The sequence below is a fragment of the Hydrogenophaga sp. FW305-3-2-15-A-LB1 genome, assembly GCF_058787875.1.
This window is the reverse complement of record NZ_JBYTAE010000004.1, coordinates 13,697-34,467: the sequence shown is the minus strand read 5'-3', so window position 1 is coordinate 34,467 and position 20,771 is coordinate 13,697. Positions and strand designations below refer to the sequence as shown.

22 protein-coding genes are annotated in these 20,771 nt (G+C 69.0%); 14 read left to right on the top strand and 8 right to left on the bottom strand.

Features of this window, described 5'->3' with window-relative positions; all coding sequences use genetic code 11:
- Positions 1–9: 9 nt before the first annotated feature.
- From AC3WPZ_RS01870 to AC3WPZ_RS01850, 5 genes are all read left to right on the top strand, one after another.
- Positions 10–360, top strand: a complete 351-nt coding sequence (locus AC3WPZ_RS01870; protein WP_382156563.1) for an EthD domain-containing protein — start codon at positions 10–12, stop codon at positions 358–360.
- A 137-nt stretch (positions 361–497) separates the two neighbouring features.
- A complete protein-coding gene (locus AC3WPZ_RS01865) occupies positions 498–1,472 on the top strand; it encodes a VOC family protein (protein ID WP_382320738.1) in 975 nt (324 codons plus the stop codon).
- A gap of 21 nt (positions 1,473–1,493) precedes the next feature.
- Complete coding sequence (locus AC3WPZ_RS01860; protein WP_382156567.1) at positions 1,494–1,718, top strand: recombinase-like helix-turn-helix domain-containing protein; 225 nt, start codon at positions 1,494–1,496, stop codon at positions 1,716–1,718.
- Between the two features lie 43 nt (positions 1,719–1,761).
- On the top strand, positions 1,762–2,790 hold the full coding sequence (locus AC3WPZ_RS01855; RefSeq protein ID WP_382156569.1) for a Rieske 2Fe-2S domain-containing protein: 1,029 nt from the start codon (positions 1,762–1,764) through the stop codon (positions 2,788–2,790).
- A gap of 10 nt (positions 2,791–2,800) precedes the next feature.
- Positions 2,801–3,769 carry a PDR/VanB family oxidoreductase gene (locus tag AC3WPZ_RS01850; RefSeq protein ID WP_382320733.1) on the top strand — a complete coding sequence of 323 codons (969 nt, stop codon included), beginning with the start codon at positions 2,801–2,803 and terminating at the stop codon, positions 3,767–3,769.
- Here the strand turns inward: AC3WPZ_RS01850 and AC3WPZ_RS01845 are convergent.
- Positions 3,766–4,326 carry a MarR family winged helix-turn-helix transcriptional regulator gene (locus AC3WPZ_RS01845; RefSeq protein ID WP_492437876.1) on the bottom strand — a complete coding sequence of 187 codons (561 nt, stop codon included), beginning with the start codon at positions 4,324–4,326 and terminating at the stop codon, positions 3,766–3,768. The two genes, AC3WPZ_RS01850 and AC3WPZ_RS01845, sit on opposite strands and share 4 nt — an antisense overlap.
- Before the next feature lie 250 nt (positions 4,327–4,576).
- Here AC3WPZ_RS01845 and AC3WPZ_RS01840 point away from each other — a divergent pair, with 250 nt between their 5' ends.
- Genes AC3WPZ_RS01840 through AC3WPZ_RS01820 form a run of 5 tightly spaced genes read left to right on the top strand, consistent with a single transcriptional unit; the run spans position 4,577 to position 9,904 of the window.
- On the top strand, positions 4,577–5,557 hold the full coding sequence (locus AC3WPZ_RS01840; RefSeq protein WP_444686947.1) for a Bug family tripartite tricarboxylate transporter substrate binding protein: 981 nt from the start codon (positions 4,577–4,579) through the stop codon (positions 5,555–5,557).
- Positions 5,558–5,576: 19 nt separating this feature from the next.
- Complete coding sequence (locus AC3WPZ_RS01835; RefSeq protein WP_492437874.1) at positions 5,577–7,862, top strand: xanthine dehydrogenase family protein molybdopterin-binding subunit; 2,286 nt, start codon at positions 5,577–5,579, stop codon at positions 7,860–7,862.
- Positions 7,855–8,721, top strand: coding sequence for an FAD binding domain-containing protein (locus tag AC3WPZ_RS01830; protein ID WP_492437872.1), 867 nt, complete (start codon positions 7,855–7,857; stop codon positions 8,719–8,721). The genes AC3WPZ_RS01835 and AC3WPZ_RS01830 overlap by 8 nt, the downstream gene beginning before the upstream one ends.
- Before the next feature lie 3 nt (positions 8,722–8,724).
- Positions 8,725–9,201, top strand: coding sequence for a (2Fe-2S)-binding protein (locus AC3WPZ_RS01825; protein ID WP_492437870.1), 477 nt, complete (start codon positions 8,725–8,727; stop codon positions 9,199–9,201).
- Complete coding sequence (locus AC3WPZ_RS01820) at positions 9,191–9,904, top strand: SRPBCC family protein (protein WP_382320724.1); 714 nt, start codon at positions 9,191–9,193, stop codon at positions 9,902–9,904. The genes AC3WPZ_RS01825 and AC3WPZ_RS01820 overlap by 11 nt, the downstream gene beginning before the upstream one ends.
- Positions 9,905–9,952: 48 nt before the next feature.
- On the opposite strand, the gene AC3WPZ_RS01815 is transcribed toward AC3WPZ_RS01820, so the two are convergent.
- The 3 genes from AC3WPZ_RS01815 to AC3WPZ_RS01805 are packed head-to-tail and all read right to left on the bottom strand — an operon-like array spanning position 9,953 to position 13,701.
- The gene (locus AC3WPZ_RS01815; RefSeq protein WP_492437868.1) at positions 9,953–11,533 is read right to left on the bottom strand and encodes a sulfatase family protein; all 1,581 of its coding nucleotides are present in this window, start codon (positions 11,531–11,533) and stop codon (positions 9,953–9,955) included.
- 13 nt (positions 11,534–11,546) lie between these two features.
- Complete coding sequence (locus AC3WPZ_RS01810) at positions 11,547–12,530, bottom strand: Bug family tripartite tricarboxylate transporter substrate binding protein (protein ID WP_492437866.1); 984 nt, start codon at positions 12,528–12,530, stop codon at positions 11,547–11,549.
- 31 nt (positions 12,531–12,561) lie between these two features.
- Positions 12,562–13,701: an FAD-dependent monooxygenase gene (locus AC3WPZ_RS01805; protein WP_444686942.1), complete on the bottom strand. Its 1,140-nt coding sequence runs from the start codon at positions 13,699–13,701 to the stop codon at positions 12,562–12,564.
- Positions 13,702–13,793: 92 nt separating this feature from the next.
- Here AC3WPZ_RS01805 and AC3WPZ_RS01800 point away from each other — a divergent pair, with 92 nt between their 5' ends.
- Positions 13,794–14,783: an AraC family transcriptional regulator gene (locus AC3WPZ_RS01800; protein ID WP_382320715.1), complete on the top strand. Its 990-nt coding sequence runs from the start codon at positions 13,794–13,796 to the stop codon at positions 14,781–14,783.
- 1 nt (position 14,784) lies between these two features.
- On the opposite strand, the gene AC3WPZ_RS01795 is transcribed toward AC3WPZ_RS01800, so the two are convergent.
- The 4 genes from AC3WPZ_RS01795 to AC3WPZ_RS01780 all read right to left on the bottom strand — a co-directional run bounded on the left by AC3WPZ_RS01795 (position 14,785) and on the right by AC3WPZ_RS01780 (position 19,174).
- Positions 14,785–16,569 (bottom strand): alkaline phosphatase D family protein, encoded by a 1,785-nt coding sequence (locus tag AC3WPZ_RS01795; RefSeq protein ID WP_444686941.1) that lies wholly within the window; start codon positions 16,567–16,569, stop codon positions 14,785–14,787.
- Positions 16,570–16,583: 14 nt separating this feature from the next.
- The gene (locus tag AC3WPZ_RS01790) at positions 16,584–17,699 is read right to left on the bottom strand and encodes a DUF4062 domain-containing protein (protein ID WP_444686940.1); all 1,116 of its coding nucleotides are present in this window, start codon (positions 17,697–17,699) and stop codon (positions 16,584–16,586) included.
- A gap of 146 nt (positions 17,700–17,845) precedes the next feature.
- Positions 17,846–18,340 (bottom strand): DUF1579 domain-containing protein, encoded by a 495-nt coding sequence (locus AC3WPZ_RS01785; protein WP_444686939.1) that lies wholly within the window; start codon positions 18,338–18,340, stop codon positions 17,846–17,848.
- Positions 18,341–18,364: 24 nt separating this feature from the next.
- A complete protein-coding gene (locus tag AC3WPZ_RS01780) occupies positions 18,365–19,174 on the bottom strand; it encodes a phosphatase PAP2 family protein (protein WP_444686938.1) in 810 nt (269 codons plus the stop codon).
- A 252-nt stretch (positions 19,175–19,426) separates the two neighbouring features.
- Between AC3WPZ_RS01780 and AC3WPZ_RS01775 the strand changes: the two genes are divergently transcribed.
- From AC3WPZ_RS01775 to AC3WPZ_RS01765, 3 genes are all read left to right on the top strand, one after another.
- Positions 19,427–19,795, top strand: coding sequence for a DUF1428 domain-containing protein (locus AC3WPZ_RS01775; RefSeq protein WP_382156601.1), 369 nt, complete (start codon positions 19,427–19,429; stop codon positions 19,793–19,795).
- A 121-nt stretch (positions 19,796–19,916) separates the two neighbouring features.
- On the top strand, positions 19,917–20,288 hold the full coding sequence (locus AC3WPZ_RS01770) for an ArsR/SmtB family transcription factor (RefSeq protein WP_444692736.1): 372 nt from the start codon (positions 19,917–19,919) through the stop codon (positions 20,286–20,288).
- Positions 20,285–20,737 (top strand): SRPBCC family protein, encoded by a 453-nt coding sequence (locus AC3WPZ_RS01765; RefSeq protein WP_382320702.1) that lies wholly within the window; start codon positions 20,285–20,287, stop codon positions 20,735–20,737. Before AC3WPZ_RS01770 ends, AC3WPZ_RS01765 begins: the two co-directional genes overlap by 4 nt.
- The last annotated feature ends 34 nt before the right edge of the window (positions 20,738–20,771 follow it).

The window sequence follows — 20,771 nt, the reverse complement described above, 5'->3', positions numbered from 1 at the left end:
GAGGCCGCGATGATCGTTCGAACCGCGTGTCTCGAAGGCACCGTGAAGCCGGAGGACGTGGACCGCCTGGATGCCTTCGTGATCGAGCAGGTGGTGCCGCTGATGAAGCGCTTTCCAGGCGTGCGCGCCGTGCGGGTGCTGCGCGCCCTGTCCATCGAGGACGGCGGCCCGCGCCTGCACATGACCTTCGAATCCTCCTACGACTCGGTGGACGCCATGGAGCGCGCCTTTGCCGATCCCGTTCGCCAGGTGCTGAAAGCCCAGCTCGCGCAGATCCGGCCCTGGTTCCAGGGCCGCCTGTTCCACGTCACGCAAAAGGTGCTGGCCGACGGGCCTTGCCCGACGCCCGACAGGGCATAGCCGACCAAATTAGTCTGCATGCCACTTCCCACGCCGAACGTTTGCCGGTAGAATTCAGTTTGTTTCAAGTAAGAAACACGGGTTTACTAAAGAAACGTTTGGCGCCCGGAGGCGGCCAGGCACTTCAAGGATTGCAGATGAGCGTACTGGGCATCGATCAAATCACCTACGGCGCCGCCGACCTGCCGCGCTGCCGCCAGTTCTTCCTGGACTGGGGCCTGTCGCTGGTGCAGGAATCTCCACAGGAACTGGTGTTCGAATCGCTCAACGGCTGCCGCGTGGTCGTGGCGCACTCCGACAAGCCCGGCCTGCCGGCCGGCGTGGAGCCCGACCCGACGCTGCGCGAGGTGGTCTGGGGCGTGGACACGGCCGAGAGCCTGGCGCTCTACCGCAGCCGCCTGCAGGGCCAGCCCGGCTTCGTGGAGGCCGATGGCCGCTTCGGCTGCACCGACCCCAATGGCCTGGCGGTGCGCCTGCAGCTCACGAAAAAGCGCGAGGTGCAGATCGAGAGCGCGCTCGTCAACACCTGGAGCGACCGCCCGCGCCGCAACCAGCGCAGCCCGGCCTACGACCGCGCCACGCCGGTCGAGGTGGGCCACGTGGTGTTCTTCGTGACCGACCTCAAGGCCACCGGCGCCTTCTACATCGACAACCTGGACTTCGTGGTCTCCGACCTGTACCCCGAGCGCGGCCTGTTCCTGCGCTGCGCGGCCGAGGGCGGCCACCACGACCTGTTCCTGCTGCAGCCGCCCGAGCCGCGCAAGGGCCTGAACCACGTGGCCTTCTCCGTGCGCGACCTGCACGAAGTGGTCGGCGGCGGCATGCACATGTCGCGCAGCGGCTGGAGCACCGAGCTCGGCCCGGGCCGACACCCGATCTCCTCGGCGATGTTCTGGTACTTCGAGAGCCCGGCCGGCGCGCTGGTGGAGTACTACACCGACGAGGACGAACTCACCGCCGACTGGGAGCCGCGTGAATTCACGCCCGGTCCGACGGTGTTCGCCGAATGGGCCATCAAGGGCGGCATCGACGGCCATACGCGCCGCCAGGTGAACGCCGGTGCGCCCAGCGGCAAATTCATGACCGACAAGCCCAAGCCGCCCACGGAATGACGACACCGAAGGAGACACCGCATGCGAACCCCCGACCTCTACAACGAAACCCACCAGACGCGCACCGCACCCCCGACCTCGTATGAGGGTTTGCTGGGCGATTCGATCGAACGCGCCTACGCTCAGGGCATCCACGACCTCGAAGGCCTGGTGAAGTACCTCAACGACGCGGGGCCCTCGGGCCCCAATGGCCAGCGCTGGACCGAGCAGTCCTTCCAGCAGGAAATGGCCCGCCTCGGCGCCTGAACCCCGCCGCCCGACCCCAGCCCCACCGCCAGGAGACACGTCCATGGATACCTCTGTCATCAACGTTCAGCTCGACCCGGTCGACGCCGTCCTCGAAGTCGGCCTCAAAGACCTGTGGTTCCCGGTCTGCCCGTCCAGCTTCGTGAAGAACGACCCGATCTCGATCCGCCGCCTGGGCTACAAGATCGCGCTCTGGCGCGACCAGGCCGGCCAGGTCCACGCGCTGGAAGACCACTGCCCGCACCGCGGCGCGCCGCTCTCGCTGGGTGTGAACCTGGGCGACCGCCTGGCCTGCCCGTACCACGGCGTCGAAGTGCGCTGCGACGGCACCGTCACCCGCGTGCCCGGCAGCCCCGGCTGCAAGCTCGAAGGCTCGCGCCCCGCGCGCATGTTCCACGCCGCCGAAGCGGCCGGCGCGATCTTTCTCTACAACGCGAGCAACCCCATCCTGGACGACGCGCCGCCGCTGCAGCTGCCCGAGGAACTGACCTCGCCCGAGTGGTCGAACTTCCTCTGCTACACCGAGTGGGGCGGCGACTACCGCTACGTGGTCGACAACGTGATGGACCCGATGCACGGCGTGTACCTGCACAAGCAGTCGCACACCATGAGCGAGGGTGACAGCCAGGCCGAGTTCCAGATCCGCGACATCCCCAACGGCTTCTGCTTCGAGAAGAAAGGCCAGCGCGGCGTCAACTTCGACTGGACCGAGTGGATGGACCTGGGCATCCACGTGATGCGCCTGGAGATCCCGTACCCCAAGACCGGTGGCCCCGGCGGCAACTTCACCATCATCGGCAGCTACACGCCCATCAGCAACCGCACCTCGGGAGTGTTCCACTGGCGCTGCCGCCGCGTGACCGGCTGGCAGCGCGACACCTGGCGCTTCCTCTACAAGAACCGCCTGGAAGAGCGCCACTGGAACGTGCTGGAGCAGGACCGCGTGGCGGTGGAGAACATGGAGCCCGACGCCAACAAGCGCGAGCACCTGTACGCGCACGACATGGGCATCGTGCGCCTGCGCCGCCACCTGAGAAACCTGGCCAAGGCCCAGCTCGACAAGCCCATGTGAGAATCGCGGGATGAGCAACAACGCCACCACCCTGCAAGCCTGGGTCCACACGCTGCGCCACGAAGCCGATGACGTGATCAGCGTGGACCTGCGTCCCGCCCCCGATGTCGTGTTCCCGCCGTTCGAGGCCGGCTCGCACATCGACCTGCACCTGCCCAACGGCATGGTGCGCAGCTACTCGCTGTGCAACAACAGCCAGGAGCGCCACCGCTACGTGGTGGGCGTGCTCAAGGACCGCACCAGCCGCGGCGGTTCGCGCTGCGTGCACGAGCAGTTGCGCGTGGGCATGCGCATCACCATCAGCGCGCCGCGCAACCACTTCGGCCTGCACGAAGAGGCCAGCCACACGGTGCTGGTGGCCGGCGGCATCGGCGTCACGCCCGTGCTGTGCATGGCGCGCCGCCTCAAAGACCTGGGCCGCAGCTTCGAATTCCTGTACTTCGCGCGTTCGCGCAAGAGCGCGGCCTTCATCGCCGAGATCGAGGCCCTGGGCGTGCCCGTGACCTGGCACTTCGACGACGAGAAGGGCGGCCCGCCCGACCTCACGGCCCTGCTGGGCCGGCGCGCGCCCGCGGCCAGCGAGCACTTCTACGCCTGCGGCCCGGCCGTGATGCTCGACAACTTCGAGAAGACCTGCGCCGCGCTGGGCCACAGCAACGCCCACATCGAGCGCTTCACGGCGGTCGAGGTGGCGGCCGCGGACGACGCGAAGACCAGCTTCACCGTCGAGCTGCGCCGCAGCGGCCAGATGTTCGAGGTCACGCCCGACACCACGCTGCACAAGCGCCTGATCGAGATCAACGCCGACGTGCCCTTCAGCTGCGAAGAGGGCATCTGCGGTTCGTGCGAAACCAAGGTGCTCGAAGGCATCCCCGACCACCGCGACATGGTGCTGACCGACGCCGAGCGCGCGGCCAACAAGGCCATGATGGTCTGCGTCTCCGGTTGCAAGAGCGACCGGCTGGTGCTCGATATCTAAGCGTCGATCGAGCCGTCGGCGTCGGCAGCCCCGCACTGCCGCCGCAGCTTGCCGAGCACCGTGTACAGCACGCGGCGCTCGTCCCGGCTGAGCGTGAGGATCATCTGCGCCTGGCTGCGCCGCGCCAGCGGCATGATTTCCTGGTACAGCGCCTGACCGGCTTCGGTCATCAAGCAGATGAGGCCCTTGCGACCCCGGGGACCCGGCGTCTGCATCTCCACCAGACCCCGGTCACCCAGCAGCCGCAGCGCGCGGCTGACCTGCGCCTTGTCGGCGGCCGCGAGTTCCACCAGTTCCGCGAACGGCCGTGAGCCCGCGTGCGCCAGCACGGACAGGATGCGCCACTCCGACACCGTGAGCTCGAAGCGGTTGGCATAGGGCAGGGTGATCGCGCGCCGCAGCCCGTTGCTGGTGTGGCTGAACATGGTGGTCAAAAAGTCGTGCACCGCCAGACCCGCGCCATCGGGCGCCAGATCGGCCCAGGGGTTGCTGGCGCCGTCGTCGACCCCTTCGGGCGGCAGGGCAGAGGGGTTCGTCAGGGGCTCGTCTTGGGGCATGCGGGGATTCTCAGGGAAGCGGCGCGCCCGATCGGCCTCGCGCCCCGATCTCGTCGTTGATCAGTCAATTAAATTGCAACAAATTGTCAGAAATCGGGATTTCATCGTTGATCAGTCAACGACGAAGGCATACGATGAAGGTGTTTCTGTTGTGAACCCATGTTTCCAATATGAAACGTCTAAATGGCGCGGACGGACACCGGCCTGGACCCCACCCAACGGCATGAATCGCCTTCACAGGAGTGCATTGATGAAAACGGATCGTCGACAGTGGATGGCCATGGCCCTGGCGGCCACGGCCTTGTTTGCGGGTGGCGCGGCCGCCCAGGCCTACCCCGAGAAAACCATCAGCCTGGTCGTGGCCTATCCGCCCGGTGGCGACTCGGACGCCACCGCCCGGCTGTTCGCCGAGAAGCTGTCGCAGCGGCTCAAGCAACCCGTGATCGTGGACAACCGGCCCGGCGCGGGCGGCACGGTGGGCAACACCTACGTCTCGCGCGCCAAACCCGATGGCTACACGCTGCTGTTCACGCCCAACCCCTTCACCACCGCGCCCATGGTGCTCAAGCTCGCGCCCAACGCCAGCTACGACGCGCTCAACGGCTTCGACCCGGTCGTGCTGAGCGCCATGCAGTCGGTGCTGCTGGTGACGCACCCCGAGAGCGGCATCAAGAGCGTGGCCGACCTCGTGGCCCAGGCCAAGGCCGGCAAGCAGCTCACCTACGCCAGCCCGGGCGCGGGCTCGCCGATGCACATCGTGGCCGAGTGGCTGAACCGCGCTGCCGGCATCCAGGTGCAGCACATCCCGTTCCGCGGCGTCGGCCCGATGATTCCCGACATGCTGGCCGGGCGGGTCAGCATGGGCTACGTCACCCTGGGCGCGGTGGAGCAGCACCTCAAGTCCGGCAAGCTGGTGGCGGTGGCGCTCACCGACGGCGAGCGCACGCCGCTGCTGCCCAACCTGTCCACCGTGGCCGAGCAGGGCTACAAGGACGTCAAGCTCGGCGCCTGGAACGGCATCTTCGCGCCCAAGGGCACGCCCCCGGCCGTGGTCAAGCAGCTCAACGAGCACATGAACGAGATCCTGCGCATGCCCGACGTGGTCGAGAAGATGGCGACCTTCGGCTCACGCCCGGTGGGCGGCAAGCCCGAGGCGCTGGCGAAGATCAACGCCGACGATTACGCGCGCCTCTCCAAGCTCATCAAAGACCTGAACATCCAGGCCGACTGAGCCCAGGCGAGGAACTCCCATGAGCGAATCCACCCTGGGCCGCGACACGCCGCAGGTCAACGCCCGCGCCAAGGTGCTGGGCCGCGCGGTGTACGCCGGCGACATCAAGGTCGCCGGCATGCTGCACGGCAAGATCCTGCGCAGCCCTTACCCCCATGCGCGCATCGTCCGCGTGGACACCTCGGCGGCGCTGGCCCTGCCCGGTGTCAAGGCGGTGCTCACCGGCGCCGACGCGCCGCGCACGATGTGGGGCGTGCACCAGAAGGAGCGCCGCATCCTGGCCGAGGGCGTGGTGCGCTTCGCGGGCGAAGAGGTGGCGGCCGTGGCGGCCACCACCGAAGAGATCGCGCGCGACGCGCTGGACCTGATCCACATCGAGTACGAGGAACTGCCGCCGCTGCTGACCCCCGAGGAAGCGCTGGCCGAGGGCGCGCCCGGCGTGCACCCCGGGCGCGGCAACGTGGCGCACGAGATCCGCTTCGAGCGCGGCAGCGTGGACGCCGGTTTCGCGCAGGCGGACCTGATCCATGAGGCCACCTACACCACGCACGCGCAGTACCCGGGCTACCTCGAACCCATGGCCAGCGTGGCGGCCATCGACGCGGACGGCCGCCTGCAGGTCTGGACCTCGACGCAGTCGGTGTTCCTGGCGCGCGCGCGCCTGGCCGCGGCGCTGGAGCTGCCGGTCTCGCGCGTGCGGGTGCTGGCGGCCACCGTGGGCGGGGGCTTCGGCGGCAAGATCGTCGAGGACGACAACCAACTGGTGGCCGGCCTGCTGGCCCTCAGAACCGGGCGCGCGGTGCGCCTGGTCAACAACCGGCTGGAGGACTTCCAGGCCGCGTGCTCCAGCGTGCCCGAGCGCATCACGCTCAAGCTGGGCATGACGCGCGAGGGCCTGATCGTCGCCAAGGACGTGCACATCGTGGCCGACTGCGGCGCCTACTGCGGCCTCTCGCCCGAGGTCATGCACGTGAGCGCCATGCGCAGCGACAACATGCACCGGCTGCAGCACGTGCGCTCGCACGCCACCATGGCCTACACGCACACACCGCCGCACGGCGCGTTTCGTGGCTTTGGCGGCACGCAGATGCTGTTCGCGCTCAACAGCCACATCCACACCATGGCCGAGCGGCTCGGGCTCGACCCGGTGGAGATCCACCGGCGCAACGCCATCGGCCGTGGCGAGACCTCCATCCACGGCTGGCAGATCGGCAGCACCGGCCTGCTCGAATGCATCGCCCAGTGCACCGAAGCCATCGGCTGGGGCGAGAAGCGCGCGCGCTCACCGGGCACGGGCAGCCGCCGGCGCGGCGTGGGCATGGCCGCGGCCATGCACGTGAGCGGCAACCGCACCATCGGCAACTGGGACGGCTCCACCGTGATGATCAAGGTCAACGAAGACGGCCGCCTGGTGGTGCATTGCAGCGAAGGCGACATGGGGCAGGGCGCCATGACCATGCTGAGCCAGATCGTGGCCCACGAGCTCAACGTGCCATTGGCCCATGTGCTCGTGGTCGCGCCCGACACCGACAGCGCGCCGTTCTGCATCGGCACGCTGGCCTCGCGCGTGACCATGGCGGCCGGCAACGCCGCCATCGTGGCCGCGCAGGCCGCGCGCGACAAGCTCTTCGCCCTGGCCGCGCAGATGCTCGGTGCGCCAGCCGACCAGCTGGAGATCGCCGAAGGCCACATCCGCGTGCGCGAGCAACCCGGGCAGCGGCGCACGCTGGCCGAGGTGGCGCGCCAGCACATCTGGCGCCACGGCGGCGAAGGCATCCAGGTCATGGGCAGCTGGGACGCCAAGACCCAGATGCACGACGACCAGGTCCACGGCAACATCGCGCCCGCCTACTCGTTCGCGGCGCAGGCGGTCGAGGTCGAGGTGGACACGCAGACCGGCCAGGTCACGGTGATCGACAGCTACGTCAGCGACGACTGCGGCAAGGCCCTCAACCCGCTGGCGATCCACGGCCAGACCAACGGCGCCACCGTGCAGGCCATGGGCTGGACGCTCTACGAGCAGCTGCAGCTCGAAGGCGGCCGCCTCATGAACGGCAACTTCGCCGACTACAACATGCCCACCGCCGACGCCGTGCCCCTGCTGCGCGGCGGGCTGGTGGAATCCCACGAACCCAACGGCCCGCACGGCGCCAAGGGCGCGAGCGAGACCGCCATCCTGCCCGGCGCGCCGGCGATCGCCAACGCGGTGTACCACGCGGTGGGCGTGCGCATCACCGACCTGCCCATCACGCCGCAGAAAGTGCTGGCCGCGCTGCGGGCCATGAAGGAGACGGCCCATGCTTGACTTCGACTTTCTCGAACCTGACAGCGTGGCCGAGGCCAGCCGCATGCTGGCCGACCTGGGCGACGAGTGCCGCGTGATCGCGGGCGGCACCGCGCTCATGCTCGGCATGCGTCAGCGCATGCTCACGCCCTCGCACCTGGTGTCGCTGGGCCGGCTCGGCGCGCTGCGCGGCATCGCGCTGGACGAGCGCGGCGGCCTGCGCATCGGTGCGCTCACGCTGCACGCCGAGGTGGCCGCCTCGCCCCTGGTGCGCGAGCGCTGGCCCATGCTCGCCAGCATGGCCGCGCGCGTGGCCAACCCGCAGGTGCGCAACCAGGGCACGATCGGCGGCAACCTCTGCTACGCCGACCCGTCCACCGACCCGCCGGGCTGCCTGCTGGCGCTGAACGCGCAGGTGGTGCTCGCCAGCGCGCGCGGCGAGCGCGTGTTGGCCCTGAGCGACTTCCTGGTGGACTACTACACCACCGCGCTCGAACCCGACGAGCTGCTCAGCGAGATCCGCGTGCCCGCGCTGCCCGCCGACGCGAGCGGCCAGTACGCGCGCTTCCTGCGCACGGCGGCCGAGCACCGGCCGCTGGTCAGCGTGGCCTTCGTCGCGCGGCGCCAGGGCGCGGTCTGCACCGAGGCGCGCATCGCCGTCGGCGCGTCCACCCCCATCCCCGTGCGCCTGCCGCGCGCCGAGGCGTACCTGGCCGGCAAGACCCTCACCACCGACGTGGCGGCCGAGGCCGCCGACATCGTCGCCGCCGACATCGAACCCGTGTCCGACGCCCGGGGCGACGCCGACTTCCGGCGCGACATGGTGCGCGTGGTCGCGCGGCGCAACATCGCGGGCCTGTTCGGCCTGCCGCAGGAGTAAGCCATGAGCCAACACCCCATCACCCTCACCGTCAACGGCGAGGCCGTGCAGAGCACCGTGCCCGCGCGGCGCCTGCTGTCCGACTTCCTGCGCGACGACCTGCACCTCACCGGCACCAAGCGCGGTTGCGAAACCGGCATCTGCGGCGCCTGCTCGGTGCTGATCGACGGGCAGGTCGTCAAGTCCTGCCTGAGCCTGGCCGTGCAACACAGCGGCCGCGCCATCACCACCGTGGAAGGCCTGTCGCAGGGCGAGACCCTGCACCCCTTGCAGGAGAGCTTCATGCAATGCGGCGGCCTGCAGTGCGGCTACTGCACGCCGGGCTTCCTCATGACCTCGTGCGCGATGCTGGCGGCCAACCCCTCGCCGAGCGAAGACGAGGTGCGCCATGGCCTCAACGGCAACCTCTGCCGCTGCACCGGCTACACCCAGATCGTCGAATCCATCCTGACCGCTGCGGAGAAGATGCGTGGAAATTGAAAAAACCCTGTTGCTGGACGCGCCACCGGCGCGCGTCTGGGCCCTGCTGCTGGACCCGAATGCCATGGGCGCCTGCGTGCCCGGCATGGAGTCCATCGAGGTCGTGAGCGACGACGAGTACGTGGCCGTGATGAAGGTGAAGATCGCCTTCATCAGCGCGCGCTTCAAGCTCAAGACCCGCATTGTCGAACGCGACGAGCCGCGCTACCTGCGCGCCGAAGGCACGGGCGAGGACGCCTCGGTGGCCAGTTCGCTCAAGCAGAACAGCGAGATGTGGCTGCAGGAGCGCGAGGGCGGCGGCACCGAGCTGCGCATGAAGGTCAAGGTGGACGTGCTCGGCCGCATGGGCACCTTCGGCCTGGGCGTGATGAAGACCAAGGCCGACCGCATGTGGGATGAGTTCGGCGTCAACGCGGCGGCGCGCCTGGCCGGCGGCACCGGGGCGGCGGTGGACGTGCCGGTGCCCCCGGTGGTCGTCGAAGCCGCCGTGCCCGTGGAGCCGGTGCCGCCGCCCCCGGCGCGTCCCGAGCCCACGCCGCCGCCGGAGGCGAGCGCGCAACGCCCCGGCTTCTGGGCGCGCCTGTGGGGCGGCTCGGGTCAGGACATCCGCGTGGAAGTGCGGCGCGGCGACACCACCATCACCGTGCACTGGCCGGTGCAGGCCTCGCAGGACTGCGCGGCCTGGCTGCGCACGCTGGTCTGACCCACCGCATCTTCAAAAGAAAAGGCCCGCTCGAGCAAGCCTTTCTTTCTAGGCGGCGGCGCCCGGGTAGGGGCTGGTGTCCGCCGCCGTGAGCATGGCGCGCGCCAGCTGCTCCATGAGCGACTGACGCAGCGGCAGCGAGGCCGCGTCGGCCCACAGGTTGCGCAGCTCCAGCGGGTCCTGCCGCAGTTCGTAGAGCTCGCCCCAGGGTTGGCCGTCGTACACCGTGAGGCGGTGGTCGTGGTTGCGCAGGGTGCGCATGCGCACGCGGCGGTCCATGCCGAAATCGCTGCGCTGGCTTTCTTCCTCGATCAGCAGTTGCTGGCGCACCCCGCTCGCCTGGCCGGTGACCACCGGCAGCAGGGAAGCGCCCTGCATGCCGTTGGTGGGCTCCAGGCCGGCGCGCTCCAGCACGGTGGCCGCGATGTCGATGGTCTGCGTCAGCGCGGCCGTGGCCGCCGTGGCCGGTGCCTGCGCGCCATCGCGCCAGATGAAGGGCACGCGGGTGAGCGCGGGGTAGTGCAGGCCGCCCTTGAACATCAGGCCGCGCTCGCCCAGCAGGTCGCCGTGGTCGCTGGTGAACATCACCACCGTGTGTTCGTCCAGGCCGAGCGCGCGCAGCCGCGCCATCACCAGGCCGATGTGGTCGTCGATGTTGGCCAGGCTGCCGTGGTTCAGCGCGATGGCCTCGCGCGCTTCCTGTTCGGAGCAGGCGAAGCTGCCGTAGCCGGGGCGGAACGCGGGGTTGTCGCGGCGCTGCTCGCGCAGCCATTGCACCGGCGGTGGTGGGTCGGTCAGCTCGGCGTGGAACGACGCGGGCAGCGACACGTCGTCGGGCCGGAACAGGTCCCAGTAGCGGCCGGGCGGCGTGAAGGGGTGGTGCGGGTCGGGGAACGAGCACTGGATGAAGAACGGCTGCTCCGCGCTCGCCATGCGGTCCAGCGCGTGGCAGGTCTGCTCGGCGATGTAGGCCGTGGGGTACAGCGCTTCGGGCACGCGGGTGCGCCAGGCGTGGCCGATGCGGGCGAGGTGCAGGTCGGGCGTGGGGATCGCGTGGGCGGGGCCGATCAGGCGGTCCGCGTCGGGCGTCTGCTGCCGCAGCCAGCGCCGCCAGTGGCCGTGCTGTTCGTCGGCGTGGCCGATGGTGAGCGCGACCTGCTCGAAGCCATAGTAGGGCAGCTCCAGCTCGTGGGCCGGGTCTTCCTCCCAGCGCTGCCACACCTCCTGGCCGTAGCGCCCCGGGTAGGGGCGCAGGGCCTCGTGCGGGCGGCGCGGGCCCTTGCCGGGCCAGGCCGTGGGCAGGGTGGTGATGTTCTGCAGGTGCGATTTGCCCACCAGCGCGGTCTGGTAGCCCGCCTCGCGCAAGGTCTCCACGAAAGTGCGCTCGCCCAGCGAGAGCTCGCGCCCGTTCATCTGCAGCCCGTGCACGCTGGGCAGGCGCCCGGTCATGAGCGAGGCGCGGTTGGGCTGGCAGATGGGCGTGGCGACGTGGAAGTCGTCGAAGCGGCAGCCCTGCGCCGCCAGCGCGTCGATGTGCGGCGTGCGCACCTCGGTGTTGCCGTAGCAGCCGAGGTGGTCGGCGCGGTGCTGGTCGGTGATGAACAGCAGGAAGTTCGGTCGCCGTGCCATGCCGCTGTGCGCCTCAATCGGCCTTGATGTTGAGTTCCTTGGCCAGCTTGCCGTAGCGCTCGTTGTCGGCCTTCATGAAGTCGGCCAGCACCTGCGGCGTGCCGCCCAGCACGTCCAGGCCGGCGCCGGCGAGCTTCTCGCGCACGTCGGGCAGCTGCAGCGCTTCGTTGAAGGCCTGGTTCAGGCGCGCGATCACCGGCGCGGGCGTGCCGGTCGGCACGAACACGCCGTACCAGGCGTTCACCTCGACGCCGCTCACGCCCTGCTCGGTCGCGGTCGGCACATCCGGCAGCAGCGGCGAGCGCTTCTTTTCGGTCAGCGCCAGCGGCATCAGCTTGCCGCCCTTGATGTGCGGCACCGCGCCACCCAGGCCGGTGAACAGCAGCTTGACCTCGCCACTGAGCGCGGCGGTGATGGAGGGGCCCACGCCACGGTAGGGCACGTGCATCAGATCGACCTTGGCCGCGCTCTTGAGCATCTCGCCCGCGAAGTGCATGGGCGAGCCATTGCCGGGGCTGCCGTAGGGCAGGCCGGGCGATTTGCGCGCGGCGTCCAGCGCGGCCTTGAGGTTGGTCACGCCCAGCGAGGGGTTGGCCACCAGCACCATGGGCGTGGTGGCGGGCGAGATCACGGGCACCAGGTCCTTGTGCACGTCCACGCCACCGCCCGCGCCGGCCGGCAGCACGTGGGGCGAGATCACCATGGTGTTGGGCGTGAGCAGCAGCGTGTGGCCGTCGGCGGCCGAGCGCGCCACCGCGCCGGCACCCAGCAGCGCACCGGCGCCGGGGCGGTTGTCCACCACCACCGGCTGGCCCAGCTTGGGCGCCATCTTCTCGGCCAGCACGCGCGCGGCCAGGTCGGGGCCGCCGCCGGGCGGGAAGGGCACGACGATGGTGATGGGCTTGCTCGGGAAGGTCTGTGCCGCCGCGAAGGGCAGGGCCGAGGCGAGCGCGAGGCCGATCAGGCCCAGGGTGAAGTGGCGTTTCTGGTTTTTCATGGTGTGTCTCCTAGGGAAAGGTGGGGAAATCTCAGGCCTGGGCGAGCGGCACGTTCCAGGCGTCGTAGCCGTAGACCCAGTCGGCGTTGCCCTGGCCCTTCATCCACTGGTTGCCGCGCGAACCGATCTGGATCTTGGCCGTGCGCTCCTGGCGCGTCTTCTCGTAGCGGCGCAGCGCCTCGGCGGCCTGCGCACGGGTGCCCACACCGGCCAGCGCGCGGCCCAGCACCACGGCGTCTTCGATCGCCATGCCCGCGCCTTGCGCCATGAAGGGCAGCATGGGGTGGCAGGCATCGCCCAGCAGGGTCACCGTGCCCTGCGACCACTGCGGCAGCGGCTCGCGCTCGTACAGCGCGCTCTTGAGTGTGGTGTCGCAGGCCTCGAGCAGGGCGCGGGCGTCGGCGTGGAAGTCCTTGTAGAAGCCGCGCAGCTCGTGCACGTCGCCCGGGCTGGTCCAGGACTCTTCGGTCCAGCTCTCCTGGCCGGTGGTGGCGAAGACGAAGGTCTCCTTGCCCTGGTTGAGCGGGAAGGTGACGATCTGGCTCTGCGGGTTGGGACCCCACCACTTGGTGAAGGCCTCGATCTCGGGCACGTGCTTCACGCGCTCGGTGGGCACCACCGAGCGGAACGACACCACGCCGGTGAAGCGCGGGCTCTCTTCGCCGAACAGGGCGGTGCGCACGCGCGAGTGGATGCCGTCGGCGCCCACCACCACGTCGAAGCTGGCTTCGCTGCCGTCGTCGAACTGCAGGGTCACGCCCGCGTCGTTCTGGCTCAACGTCTTCAGTCGCTTGTCGAACGCGATCTGCTCGATGGGGAACTGCTCGGCCAGCGCGGCCAGGATGTCGGCGCGGTGGATCGTGACCTGCGGCGCGCCGTACTGCTCTTCGGCGACGTTGCCCATGCCCAGGCGCGAGGTTTCCTTGCCGGTGTCCCAGTCGCGGCTGATGCGGAAGGTGGGCTGGGCGCCGGTGCGGCGGATGAAGGCGCCCGCGCCCAGGCCGTCGATGGCGCGCACCACGTTGGGCGTGAGGTTGATGTCCGCGCCCACGCGCGAGAAGCCCTTGGCCTGCTCGAACACGGTCACCTCGTGGCCCTGCTTGCGCAAGGCGATCGCGGCGGCCAGACCGCCCACACCGCCGCCGGCGATACCGATTTTCAAACTGCTCATGGGGCTGCTCCTGCAATGTCGAAGCGTGCATTGTTCAGCGCGGGCCCCGCGCACTCAACCGCTTGGGCGCCTGAAATGGGTACGATTCGTCCATGGATGTCCTCAGCGAAGTGCTCGCCATCTGCCGCGCCGAACGCGCGGTCACGGCCCGGTTCCACCTGTCTGCACCCTGGGGCTTGCATTCCAATGGGGTGTCTGGCGCTGCCATGATCCGCATGGCGCGCGGTGCGCCCTGGTGGGTGGAAGCGGCCGGCGGCGGCGGGCCGCTGCGCGTGGAGCCTGGCGATCTGGTCATGATGCCGCTGGGCGCGGCCCACCGCATGGGCTCCGCGCCCGACGCGCCCACCGTGCCTTTCGCCCAGCTGCTCACCCAGCGCACGCCCGGCGCGCGCGACGAAGCGCCGCTGGACCTGCGCCACGGCGGCGGCGGCGAAGGCTGCGAGATGTTCAGCGCGCTGCTCTGGTTCTCGGCCTACTGCCGCCATTCCGTGCTCAGCGTGCTGCCGCCGCTCATCCACGTGCGCGCGAGCGAACTGCCCACGGCCGTGATCCTCGCCGCGTCCATGGAAACGCTCGTCACCGAAACGCTGGACCAGCGCCCGGGCTGGCGCCTCTCGGCCAGCCGCATGGGCGAGCTGCTGCTCATCAACATCCTGCGCGGCCACCTGCTGCGCGGCGCCGGCCCGGTGGAGGCCAACTGGTGGCGCGGCCTGTCCGACCCCGCGATCGCGCGCGCCATCGCCGCCATGCACCGCGAGCCCGCGCGCAGCTGGACGGTGGAGACCCTGGCGCGCGAAGCCGCCATGTCGCGCTCGCGCTTCAGCGACCGCTTCAAGGCCCTGGTGGGCGACACGCCCATGGGTTACCTGGGCGGGCACCGCATGGCGCTGGCGGCCGAACAGCTGGAAGCCGGCCACCTGCCGCTGGCCCAGGTGGCGCAGGACGCGGGCTACGAGTCCGACAAGGTGTTCGCGCGCGCGTTCCGGCGCTGGTCAGGCCTGTCGCCCACGGCGTATGCCAAGCGCGAGGTGGCGCGCCGCACCGCCATGACCGATCCGCACACGGCGTCGGCGGGGGACTGACTCAGGGCGCGATGGGCGCCACGGCCAGCAGGTGGTTGGAGAAGCTGGTCTCGGTTTCGCAGCGCCAGGTGGCCCACAGCTTGCAGCCTTCGGCCGACCCCATGTCCAGCTCCAGGGCCAGCCAGTTGCGGGCCGCCATCACATGCTTGTCGTGCCCCGGGAAGGGCATCACCTCCGCGACGTACTGCACGTCGATGTTCTGCGGCTGCTTGGCATGGCTGTTCAGCCACGACAGGAACAGCCGCTCTATCACCCCCATGAGCGAGGGATGCACCACGGCCGACGAGGTGAACTGATGGATCTGGGACCAGGTCTCCGTGGCCGGCAGGTCCTTGCGGTAGGCCGTGCCCCAGGCCGCGACGTGCACATCGCCAGACACCAGGGACACGCGGATCTTCTTGTCGCGCGCGAGGTTGGAGAGCACCTCCAGCAGGCGCTTTCGTTCGCCCTCGTGGTCGTCGTGGGACCAATGGTCCTTCAGGTCGTCGGCATTGCTGTCGGTGACGTGCTCTTGCCCGAACTTGTCCATCAGCAGCTCGGCCAGGGGCAGCTTCGGGTGCACCACGGGCACCGAGGACATGAACAGCAGGTGCTGGCACGCGCTCTTGGGTTGTGTGCCCGCGTTGCCGGATGCCAGGCTGGTCGTCCATTTCTTGATCTGGCCCCAGGTGTCCGAGCCCATGACCTGCGCCCGCGAGCGCTCGGTGCGCAGGTCGGCCGCCACGATGGCCACCGGCCCGATGGCGTGCGCCGAGGTGAAGCCCGGCTGGCCATCCAGCAGGGGCAGCGCCAGCGCATCCTTGGCGAGCACCTGGCTCCAGGCGATGGGTTTGAGCAGCGGGTCCTGCCGGGAAAAACCCGCCGGCGTCGTGTCTTCCAGTTCGGGCAGATCTTCCAGCGCATGCTGCATCTGGAACACCCAGAAGGCGCGCCGGGCGTGGCGGAACAGCGTCTGGAAAAGCGGGCTGTTCTGCATCTCGCAGCTGTACGAACCCCAGCCGTCGAAGATGTCGTGGTCGTCCCACATCATGATGGTGGGCATGGACGCCATCGCCGCGCTCGCATCCAGCGCGGGCGTGGGCGACGACCAGGGCTTGCGCTCAGCGGGCAGCCAGCGCTGCTTGTACAGCCCGAAGTAATAAGCCTCGATCTCGCGCTCCAGCGCCTTGGTGACCTTGAAGTCCAGCTGCGCCTGCCGGGGCAAGGCCACCCACTGCCGCAGGGACTTGATGTCTTCCCAGATCGAGTCGAAGTAGATCTGATCGCCCCCCATCAGCATCAGGTGAAAGCGCTGCAGGCCCTTGTCGTGGATGCGCGTCTCGTGCCACAGCTGTTCCTTGTCCAGCAGCTTGACTTCACCCGCACCCTTCTTCCTGCGCAGCGCGCGGTCGTGGCTGTAGAGCAGGTCTTCCCACACCGCATCGGACGTGCGGATGAGCTTGCGCATCACGGCCGGGTCGGAAAACCCGTTGCACGACACATAGGCCATGCGCGGCGAGAAATCCTTGCCCGGCACCGTCATGCGCCACGTCGGTCCGCCCGGCACGCCGTAGCTCACCGTGCGCTCGCTCTTCAGGACCTTGCAGGAAACGTCGTAGCGCAGATAGCGTTCGCCGGGGATGGCCAGCAGCTCCTTCGGTGCGGGGCAGGCCTTGCCGTCCACCTCCAGCACAGGCACGGCCGCGCCCGCCTTGAGGCCCACCAGCGCGCTCACCTTCCAGACATCACCCTTGCCGATGCCGCGGAACGACAACACCGGCCCCAGCAGAAGATCCTTTTCATTCATGGTCGTCTCCCCTTTCAAACATCCATTTCTTTGGCCACCACCTTGACGATGCGGGCGCGAGACACCGCCCTGCGCGCCACCAGCGCCGCTTCGCCCGTCTGCTGCAGCCATTCGAAAAACCGCTGGCTCGCGTGGCGCGTCTGCGAGTCGTCGCGGCAGTTGGCCAGGAAGGCGAACTGCACCTTCTGCACGTCGTCCGCCACGAACACCCCGAAGGGGCCGCTCACCACCGTCGCGCCCGGAAACCCCAGCAGCGAGGTGGCCTGGGTCTCCGTCGCGCCCCGGTGGCAGGCGATCAGGTGCAGCGGCCCGTGCGCCGAAGCCAGCAAGTCGATGCGCTGGTGATCCTCCAGAAAGGGCCGCCCCACCAGCTCGCGCGCGGCGGCCACGCTGAACGAGGCCGGAATCGCGTGAACCACCACCGCCACGTCCTTGCCATCCAGCTTGACCACCACACCGCCGTCCACCACCTTGGCGCCCTGCAGCCCGCGCAGCGCCGTCCTGAGCGTCGACTCCATCGCCGCCTTCCGCTGGCGGAAATCGAGCCGGGTCCAGTCCAGGGCCGCGCCGACATCGAAGCGCGTCGAGGCACCCGCCTGCACGCCGCGTTGCGCCAGCGAGATCACGGCATCCGAGAGCGCTTCGAACACGCGCTTCTTCGCGTCGGCCACCGTCTTCACCTCGCCGCCCCGGAAGGCCGTCTGCCGCGAGAGGTAGTCCTGGAAGCGCCGGTTGCGCTCACCCGCCGCGCCCTTGGCCTCGGCCACGGTCGGCAGCGCCACCAGGCGCACCTTGGCCTGCGCCGAGCGAAGGCCCTCCATGTACTCCGCGTGGCAGATGCCGATGTCCTGCTCGCCCGCGGCCCAGCCCGCGTTGCCGTTGCTCAGCACGATAAGCACATCGCAGTCGCGCACGGCCTGCAGGCAGGCATCCCAGCTGTCCTGCGTGCCTTCGGCGGGCGGCGCGTCTTCGTTGATCCAGACCTCGAACAGCTTTCGCCCCAGCACCTGCGCGGACTCGATCTCGGCTTTCAGCGCCTGGCGCAGGTCCGTCAAGGTGGTCTTGCTGCCGGCGGGGAAGGGGTCCCGGCAACGGCTGGAGAGCATCACGCGGATGAGAGACTTGGCCAAGAGGCGTTCCTTGTTGTTGTTGTTGAACCTGGCGGATCGGCCCGCAGGTCTTGCGCCAGAGGACGCTGCTGGATTCTGGGCAAGATTTCCCTCGGCATCAACCGCTGGCGCCCGTTTCGCCGCTGCTCTTCCCCCATCTGTGCATGTCAGACGCGGCGGTAATTCACCTCGACGGCCAAGGCCTCTTCGCCGGTGGGCGAGATGTTGTACATGCGCAGGTCCAGCGTGTCGTCGTCCGGCTGATCGATCGCGGTGCGCCAACCCCAGCGCGGGCCGCCCTGGCCGTCGGCGTAGCTGCCCAGCATCGACAGGCGCGGGTCGCCAGGCGTGCTGGTGCTGAACATGAGGGACGTGCCCGTGCCGAAACTCTCGGCCCACGCCGACTCGTAGCGGCGCTCGTCGAGGTGATGCGCGATCAGCGCCACCCCTTCCATGGGCTCACCGCCGCAGTGGCCGCTGTACTCGTGCAACAGCACGCGGCCACCCAGCAGCACGCGGATGCTGCCGCGCTGCACCGAGTGTTCGGCCGGCTCGCCCGGCTCGAACCAGAGGCGAAAGCGCCCCTGCCACTGCCCGGCCATGCGCGCCAGCTGGGCGTGCACGCCGCCCGCCAGCGAGACTTCGAACTCCTTGCGACCCATGATGTCTCCTTCCCAACCGACCGGCTACGCGCGGGCGCGGCGCCGGGTGATCTCGATCGCGGCGATGCACACCGTCAACCACGCCACACCAAAGGCGAACCCGGCGACCACATCGCTCGCCCAGTGCACCTGCAGGATCACGCGGCTCCAGCCGATGCTGAAAGCCAAGGCCGAGGCCAGCAGCACGCTGGGCAGATGCCAGCGCGGCGGCAGCAAGCGCAGGCACAAGTAGGCCAGCATGCCGTACACCACCAGCGAACCCGAGGTGTGCCCGCTGGGAAAGCTGTAGCCATCGGCCTGCGCGAAGCCGTGGTCGTGCAAAGGGCGAACCCGCTCGAAGATGTGCTTGAGCACGCGGTTGAGCAAACCCGCGCCCGCGCACGCCACCACCCAGCCCAAGGCCAGCGAGGTGCGCCGGCGAACGAGCAACAGCACACCCACGCCGATCACCAGCAGCGTCAGCGGCAAAGGGTCGCCCAGGTGCGTCAGGTTGCCGAAGAAACGCAGGGCAGCAGGGGGCAGCTCGCGCGCCAGGGTCTCGGTCAGCCGCACATCGAACTGGCCGATCTCCTCGTCCGCATCGAACACCTCCAGCATCTCGGCGAACAGGGACGCCGTGGCGACCAGCACACCCGCGCCGAGCGCCAGGCACACGCCCAGCAGCAGCGGGCGCGGCCAGCGGTCCCAGGCGGCGTAGGGGCCGTAGCGCCTGAAGCCGATGACGAAGGCGGTGACGGCGATGAGCACCAGCACGAGGGCGGCGGCGAGCATGGGGATCGCGTGGCGGCCGAGCCATTCGGCGCTGGCGAGGGCTTGGGTCAGGTCGTTGTCCATGGGTGCTGGTGCTCTCCTGGCTGGATCGTCGTGGCTGCGGTCGATTTTTGCACGCGAGGCCCGCCCGCAAAAAGCGCGGCTGTCCTACAGCCTCGAGCTCCGGCATTGCTCACCATGTCCTTCGATACGTTCACGGCGGCTGTTGAGACCTGACGCTGGCAGGTCGTGTCGATTTGTCCTGCTGTCGTTCGTCGTGTAGCTACAAGGTGCCCACAGGGGGCACCTTGCAGGTCAACCCCACAGGAGTCTGATATGTCTTACATCGATGGTTTCGTGATCGCCGTTCCCACCGCCAACAAGCAGAAGTTCATTGAACACGCACGCCAGTTCGACCCGATATTCATCGAGCTGGGCGCCCTTCGTGTGATCGAGGGCTGGGGTGACGACGTCCCCGACGGCAAAGTCACCGACTTTCGCCGTGCGGTCCAGGCGACGGCCGAGGAGACGGTGGCCTTTTCGTGGGTCGAATGGCCGGACAAAGCCACGCGCGACGCGGCCATGAAGAAGATGATGGAAGACCCGCGCATGGACCCGTCCAAACCCGGCAACCCGCCCATGCCCTTCGACGGCAAACGCATGATCTTCGGCGGCTTTGAACAGGTGGTTGAAGTGAAGGCTTGATGGGGCGCAGCGCTGCCACTGGATGTTGCGCAGCGCGCACGCTCCGCTTCGCGAGCAGGCAGTGGAACGTCCCGTCTCGAGTTCTGTTGACAGCTTGATAAATATTCACCAAAATGGGTGAATGAATAACGCGTTGACGGCCAACCGACTCGACAACATGTTCGTCGCCTTGGCCGACGAGACCCGTCGCGCCATCCTGGCGCGGTTGTCCCTGGGCGAAGCCCGAGTGACCGAGGTGGCCGTGCCGTTCGACATCTCGCTCAACTCCGTGTCCAAGCACATCCGCATCCTGGAGCGCGCCGGCCTTGTCACGCGCCGCCGCTCTGGCCGCGAACATATCCTGCGTCTCGAACCGCGACCGCTGGCAGAGGCGTCGGACTGGCTTCAGTCGCGCCAACGCGACTGGGCGGGCCGATTGCAGCGTCTGCAGGCGCTGCTGGACGAGGAGGATGCAATTTCATCCCGGCAAACCAAAGGAGTCCATCGATCATGAAGAGCGAAGACCATCTCGCAGTTGCTGTCCATCACAGATTCCGCCAATCGGCCGAGAGGGTGTTCGATGCCTGGCTCGATGCGCGCCTGGCGAGCCGCTTCCTGTTCTCGACTGAAACCGGCGAGATGGTCCGCTGCGACATCGACCCGCGTGTCGGCGGGCAGTTCGTGCTGACCGACAGGCGTCCCGACGGCGATGTGGAGCACACCGGGGAGTACCTCGTCATGGAGCGGCCACGGCGGCTCGTGTTCACATTCGGTATCCCGGCCGCATCGCCGACCTTCGACATCGTGACCATCGAGATCACGCCGGAAGCGGACGGCGGCTGCACGCTGCATCTCACGGCGGAGATGCAGCCTGAGTGGAAGGATTACGCCGACCGTGCACGCCAGGGTTGGGCCCAGATCCTTGCCAGCCTTGAGGCCGCGCTGCGTGAGACCGGCGCCTGAGCGAGCGCGGCAAGGCGCGCTTGGCGCCCGGCTG

Bases quoted from the DNA above. Each gene is read 5' to 3' on its own strand.
- AC3WPZ_RS01840 (WP_444686947.1), top strand. From the start codon at position 4,577: ATGAAAACGGATCGTCGACAGTGGATGGCCATGGCCCTGGCGGCCACG.
- AC3WPZ_RS01830 (WP_492437872.1), top strand. From the start codon at position 7,855: ATGCTTGACTTCGACTTTCTCGAACCTGACAGCGTGGCCGAGGCCAGC.
- AC3WPZ_RS01850 (WP_382320733.1), top strand. From the start codon at position 2,801: ATGAGCAACAACGCCACCACCCTGCAAGCCTGGGTCCACACGCTGCGC.
- AC3WPZ_RS01860 (WP_382156567.1), top strand. From the start codon at position 1,494: ATGCGAACCCCCGACCTCTACAACGAAACCCACCAGACGCGCACCGCA.
- AC3WPZ_RS01770 (WP_444692736.1), top strand. From the start codon at position 19,917: ATGAATAACGCGTTGACGGCCAACCGACTCGACAACATGTTCGTCGCC.
- AC3WPZ_RS01835 (WP_492437874.1), top strand. From the start codon at position 5,577: ATGAGCGAATCCACCCTGGGCCGCGACACGCCGCAGGTCAACGCCCGC.
- AC3WPZ_RS01815 (WP_492437868.1), bottom strand. From the start codon at position 11,533: ATGGCACGGCGACCGAACTTCCTGCTGTTCATCACCGACCAGCACCGC.
- AC3WPZ_RS01785 (WP_444686939.1), bottom strand. From the start codon at position 18,340: ATGGGTCGCAAGGAGTTCGAAGTCTCGCTGGCGGGCGGCGTGCACGCC.
- AC3WPZ_RS01865 (WP_382320738.1), top strand. From the start codon at position 498: ATGAGCGTACTGGGCATCGATCAAATCACCTACGGCGCCGCCGACCTG.
- AC3WPZ_RS01780 (WP_444686938.1), bottom strand. From the start codon at position 19,174: ATGGACAACGACCTGACCCAAGCCCTCGCCAGCGCCGAATGGCTCGGC.
- AC3WPZ_RS01775 (WP_382156601.1), top strand. From the start codon at position 19,427: ATGTCTTACATCGATGGTTTCGTGATCGCCGTTCCCACCGCCAACAAG.
- AC3WPZ_RS01855 (WP_382156569.1), top strand. From the start codon at position 1,762: ATGGATACCTCTGTCATCAACGTTCAGCTCGACCCGGTCGACGCCGTC.
- AC3WPZ_RS01765 (WP_382320702.1), top strand. From the start codon at position 20,285: ATGAAGAGCGAAGACCATCTCGCAGTTGCTGTCCATCACAGATTCCGC.
- AC3WPZ_RS01870 (WP_382156563.1), top strand. From the start codon at position 10: ATGATCGTTCGAACCGCGTGTCTCGAAGGCACCGTGAAGCCGGAGGAC.
- AC3WPZ_RS01805 (WP_444686942.1), bottom strand. From the start codon at position 13,701: ATGAGCAGTTTGAAAATCGGTATCGCCGGCGGCGGTGTGGGCGGTCTG.
- AC3WPZ_RS01800 (WP_382320715.1), top strand. From the start codon at position 13,794: ATGGATGTCCTCAGCGAAGTGCTCGCCATCTGCCGCGCCGAACGCGCG.
- AC3WPZ_RS01825 (WP_492437870.1), top strand. From the start codon at position 8,725: ATGAGCCAACACCCCATCACCCTCACCGTCAACGGCGAGGCCGTGCAG.
- AC3WPZ_RS01810 (WP_492437866.1), bottom strand. From the start codon at position 12,530: ATGAAAAACCAGAAACGCCACTTCACCCTGGGCCTGATCGGCCTCGCG.
- AC3WPZ_RS01795 (WP_444686941.1), bottom strand. From the start codon at position 16,569: ATGAATGAAAAGGATCTTCTGCTGGGGCCGGTGTTGTCGTTCCGCGGC.
- AC3WPZ_RS01845 (WP_492437876.1), bottom strand. From the start codon at position 4,326: ATGCCCCAAGACGAGCCCCTGACGAACCCCTCTGCCCTGCCGCCCGAA.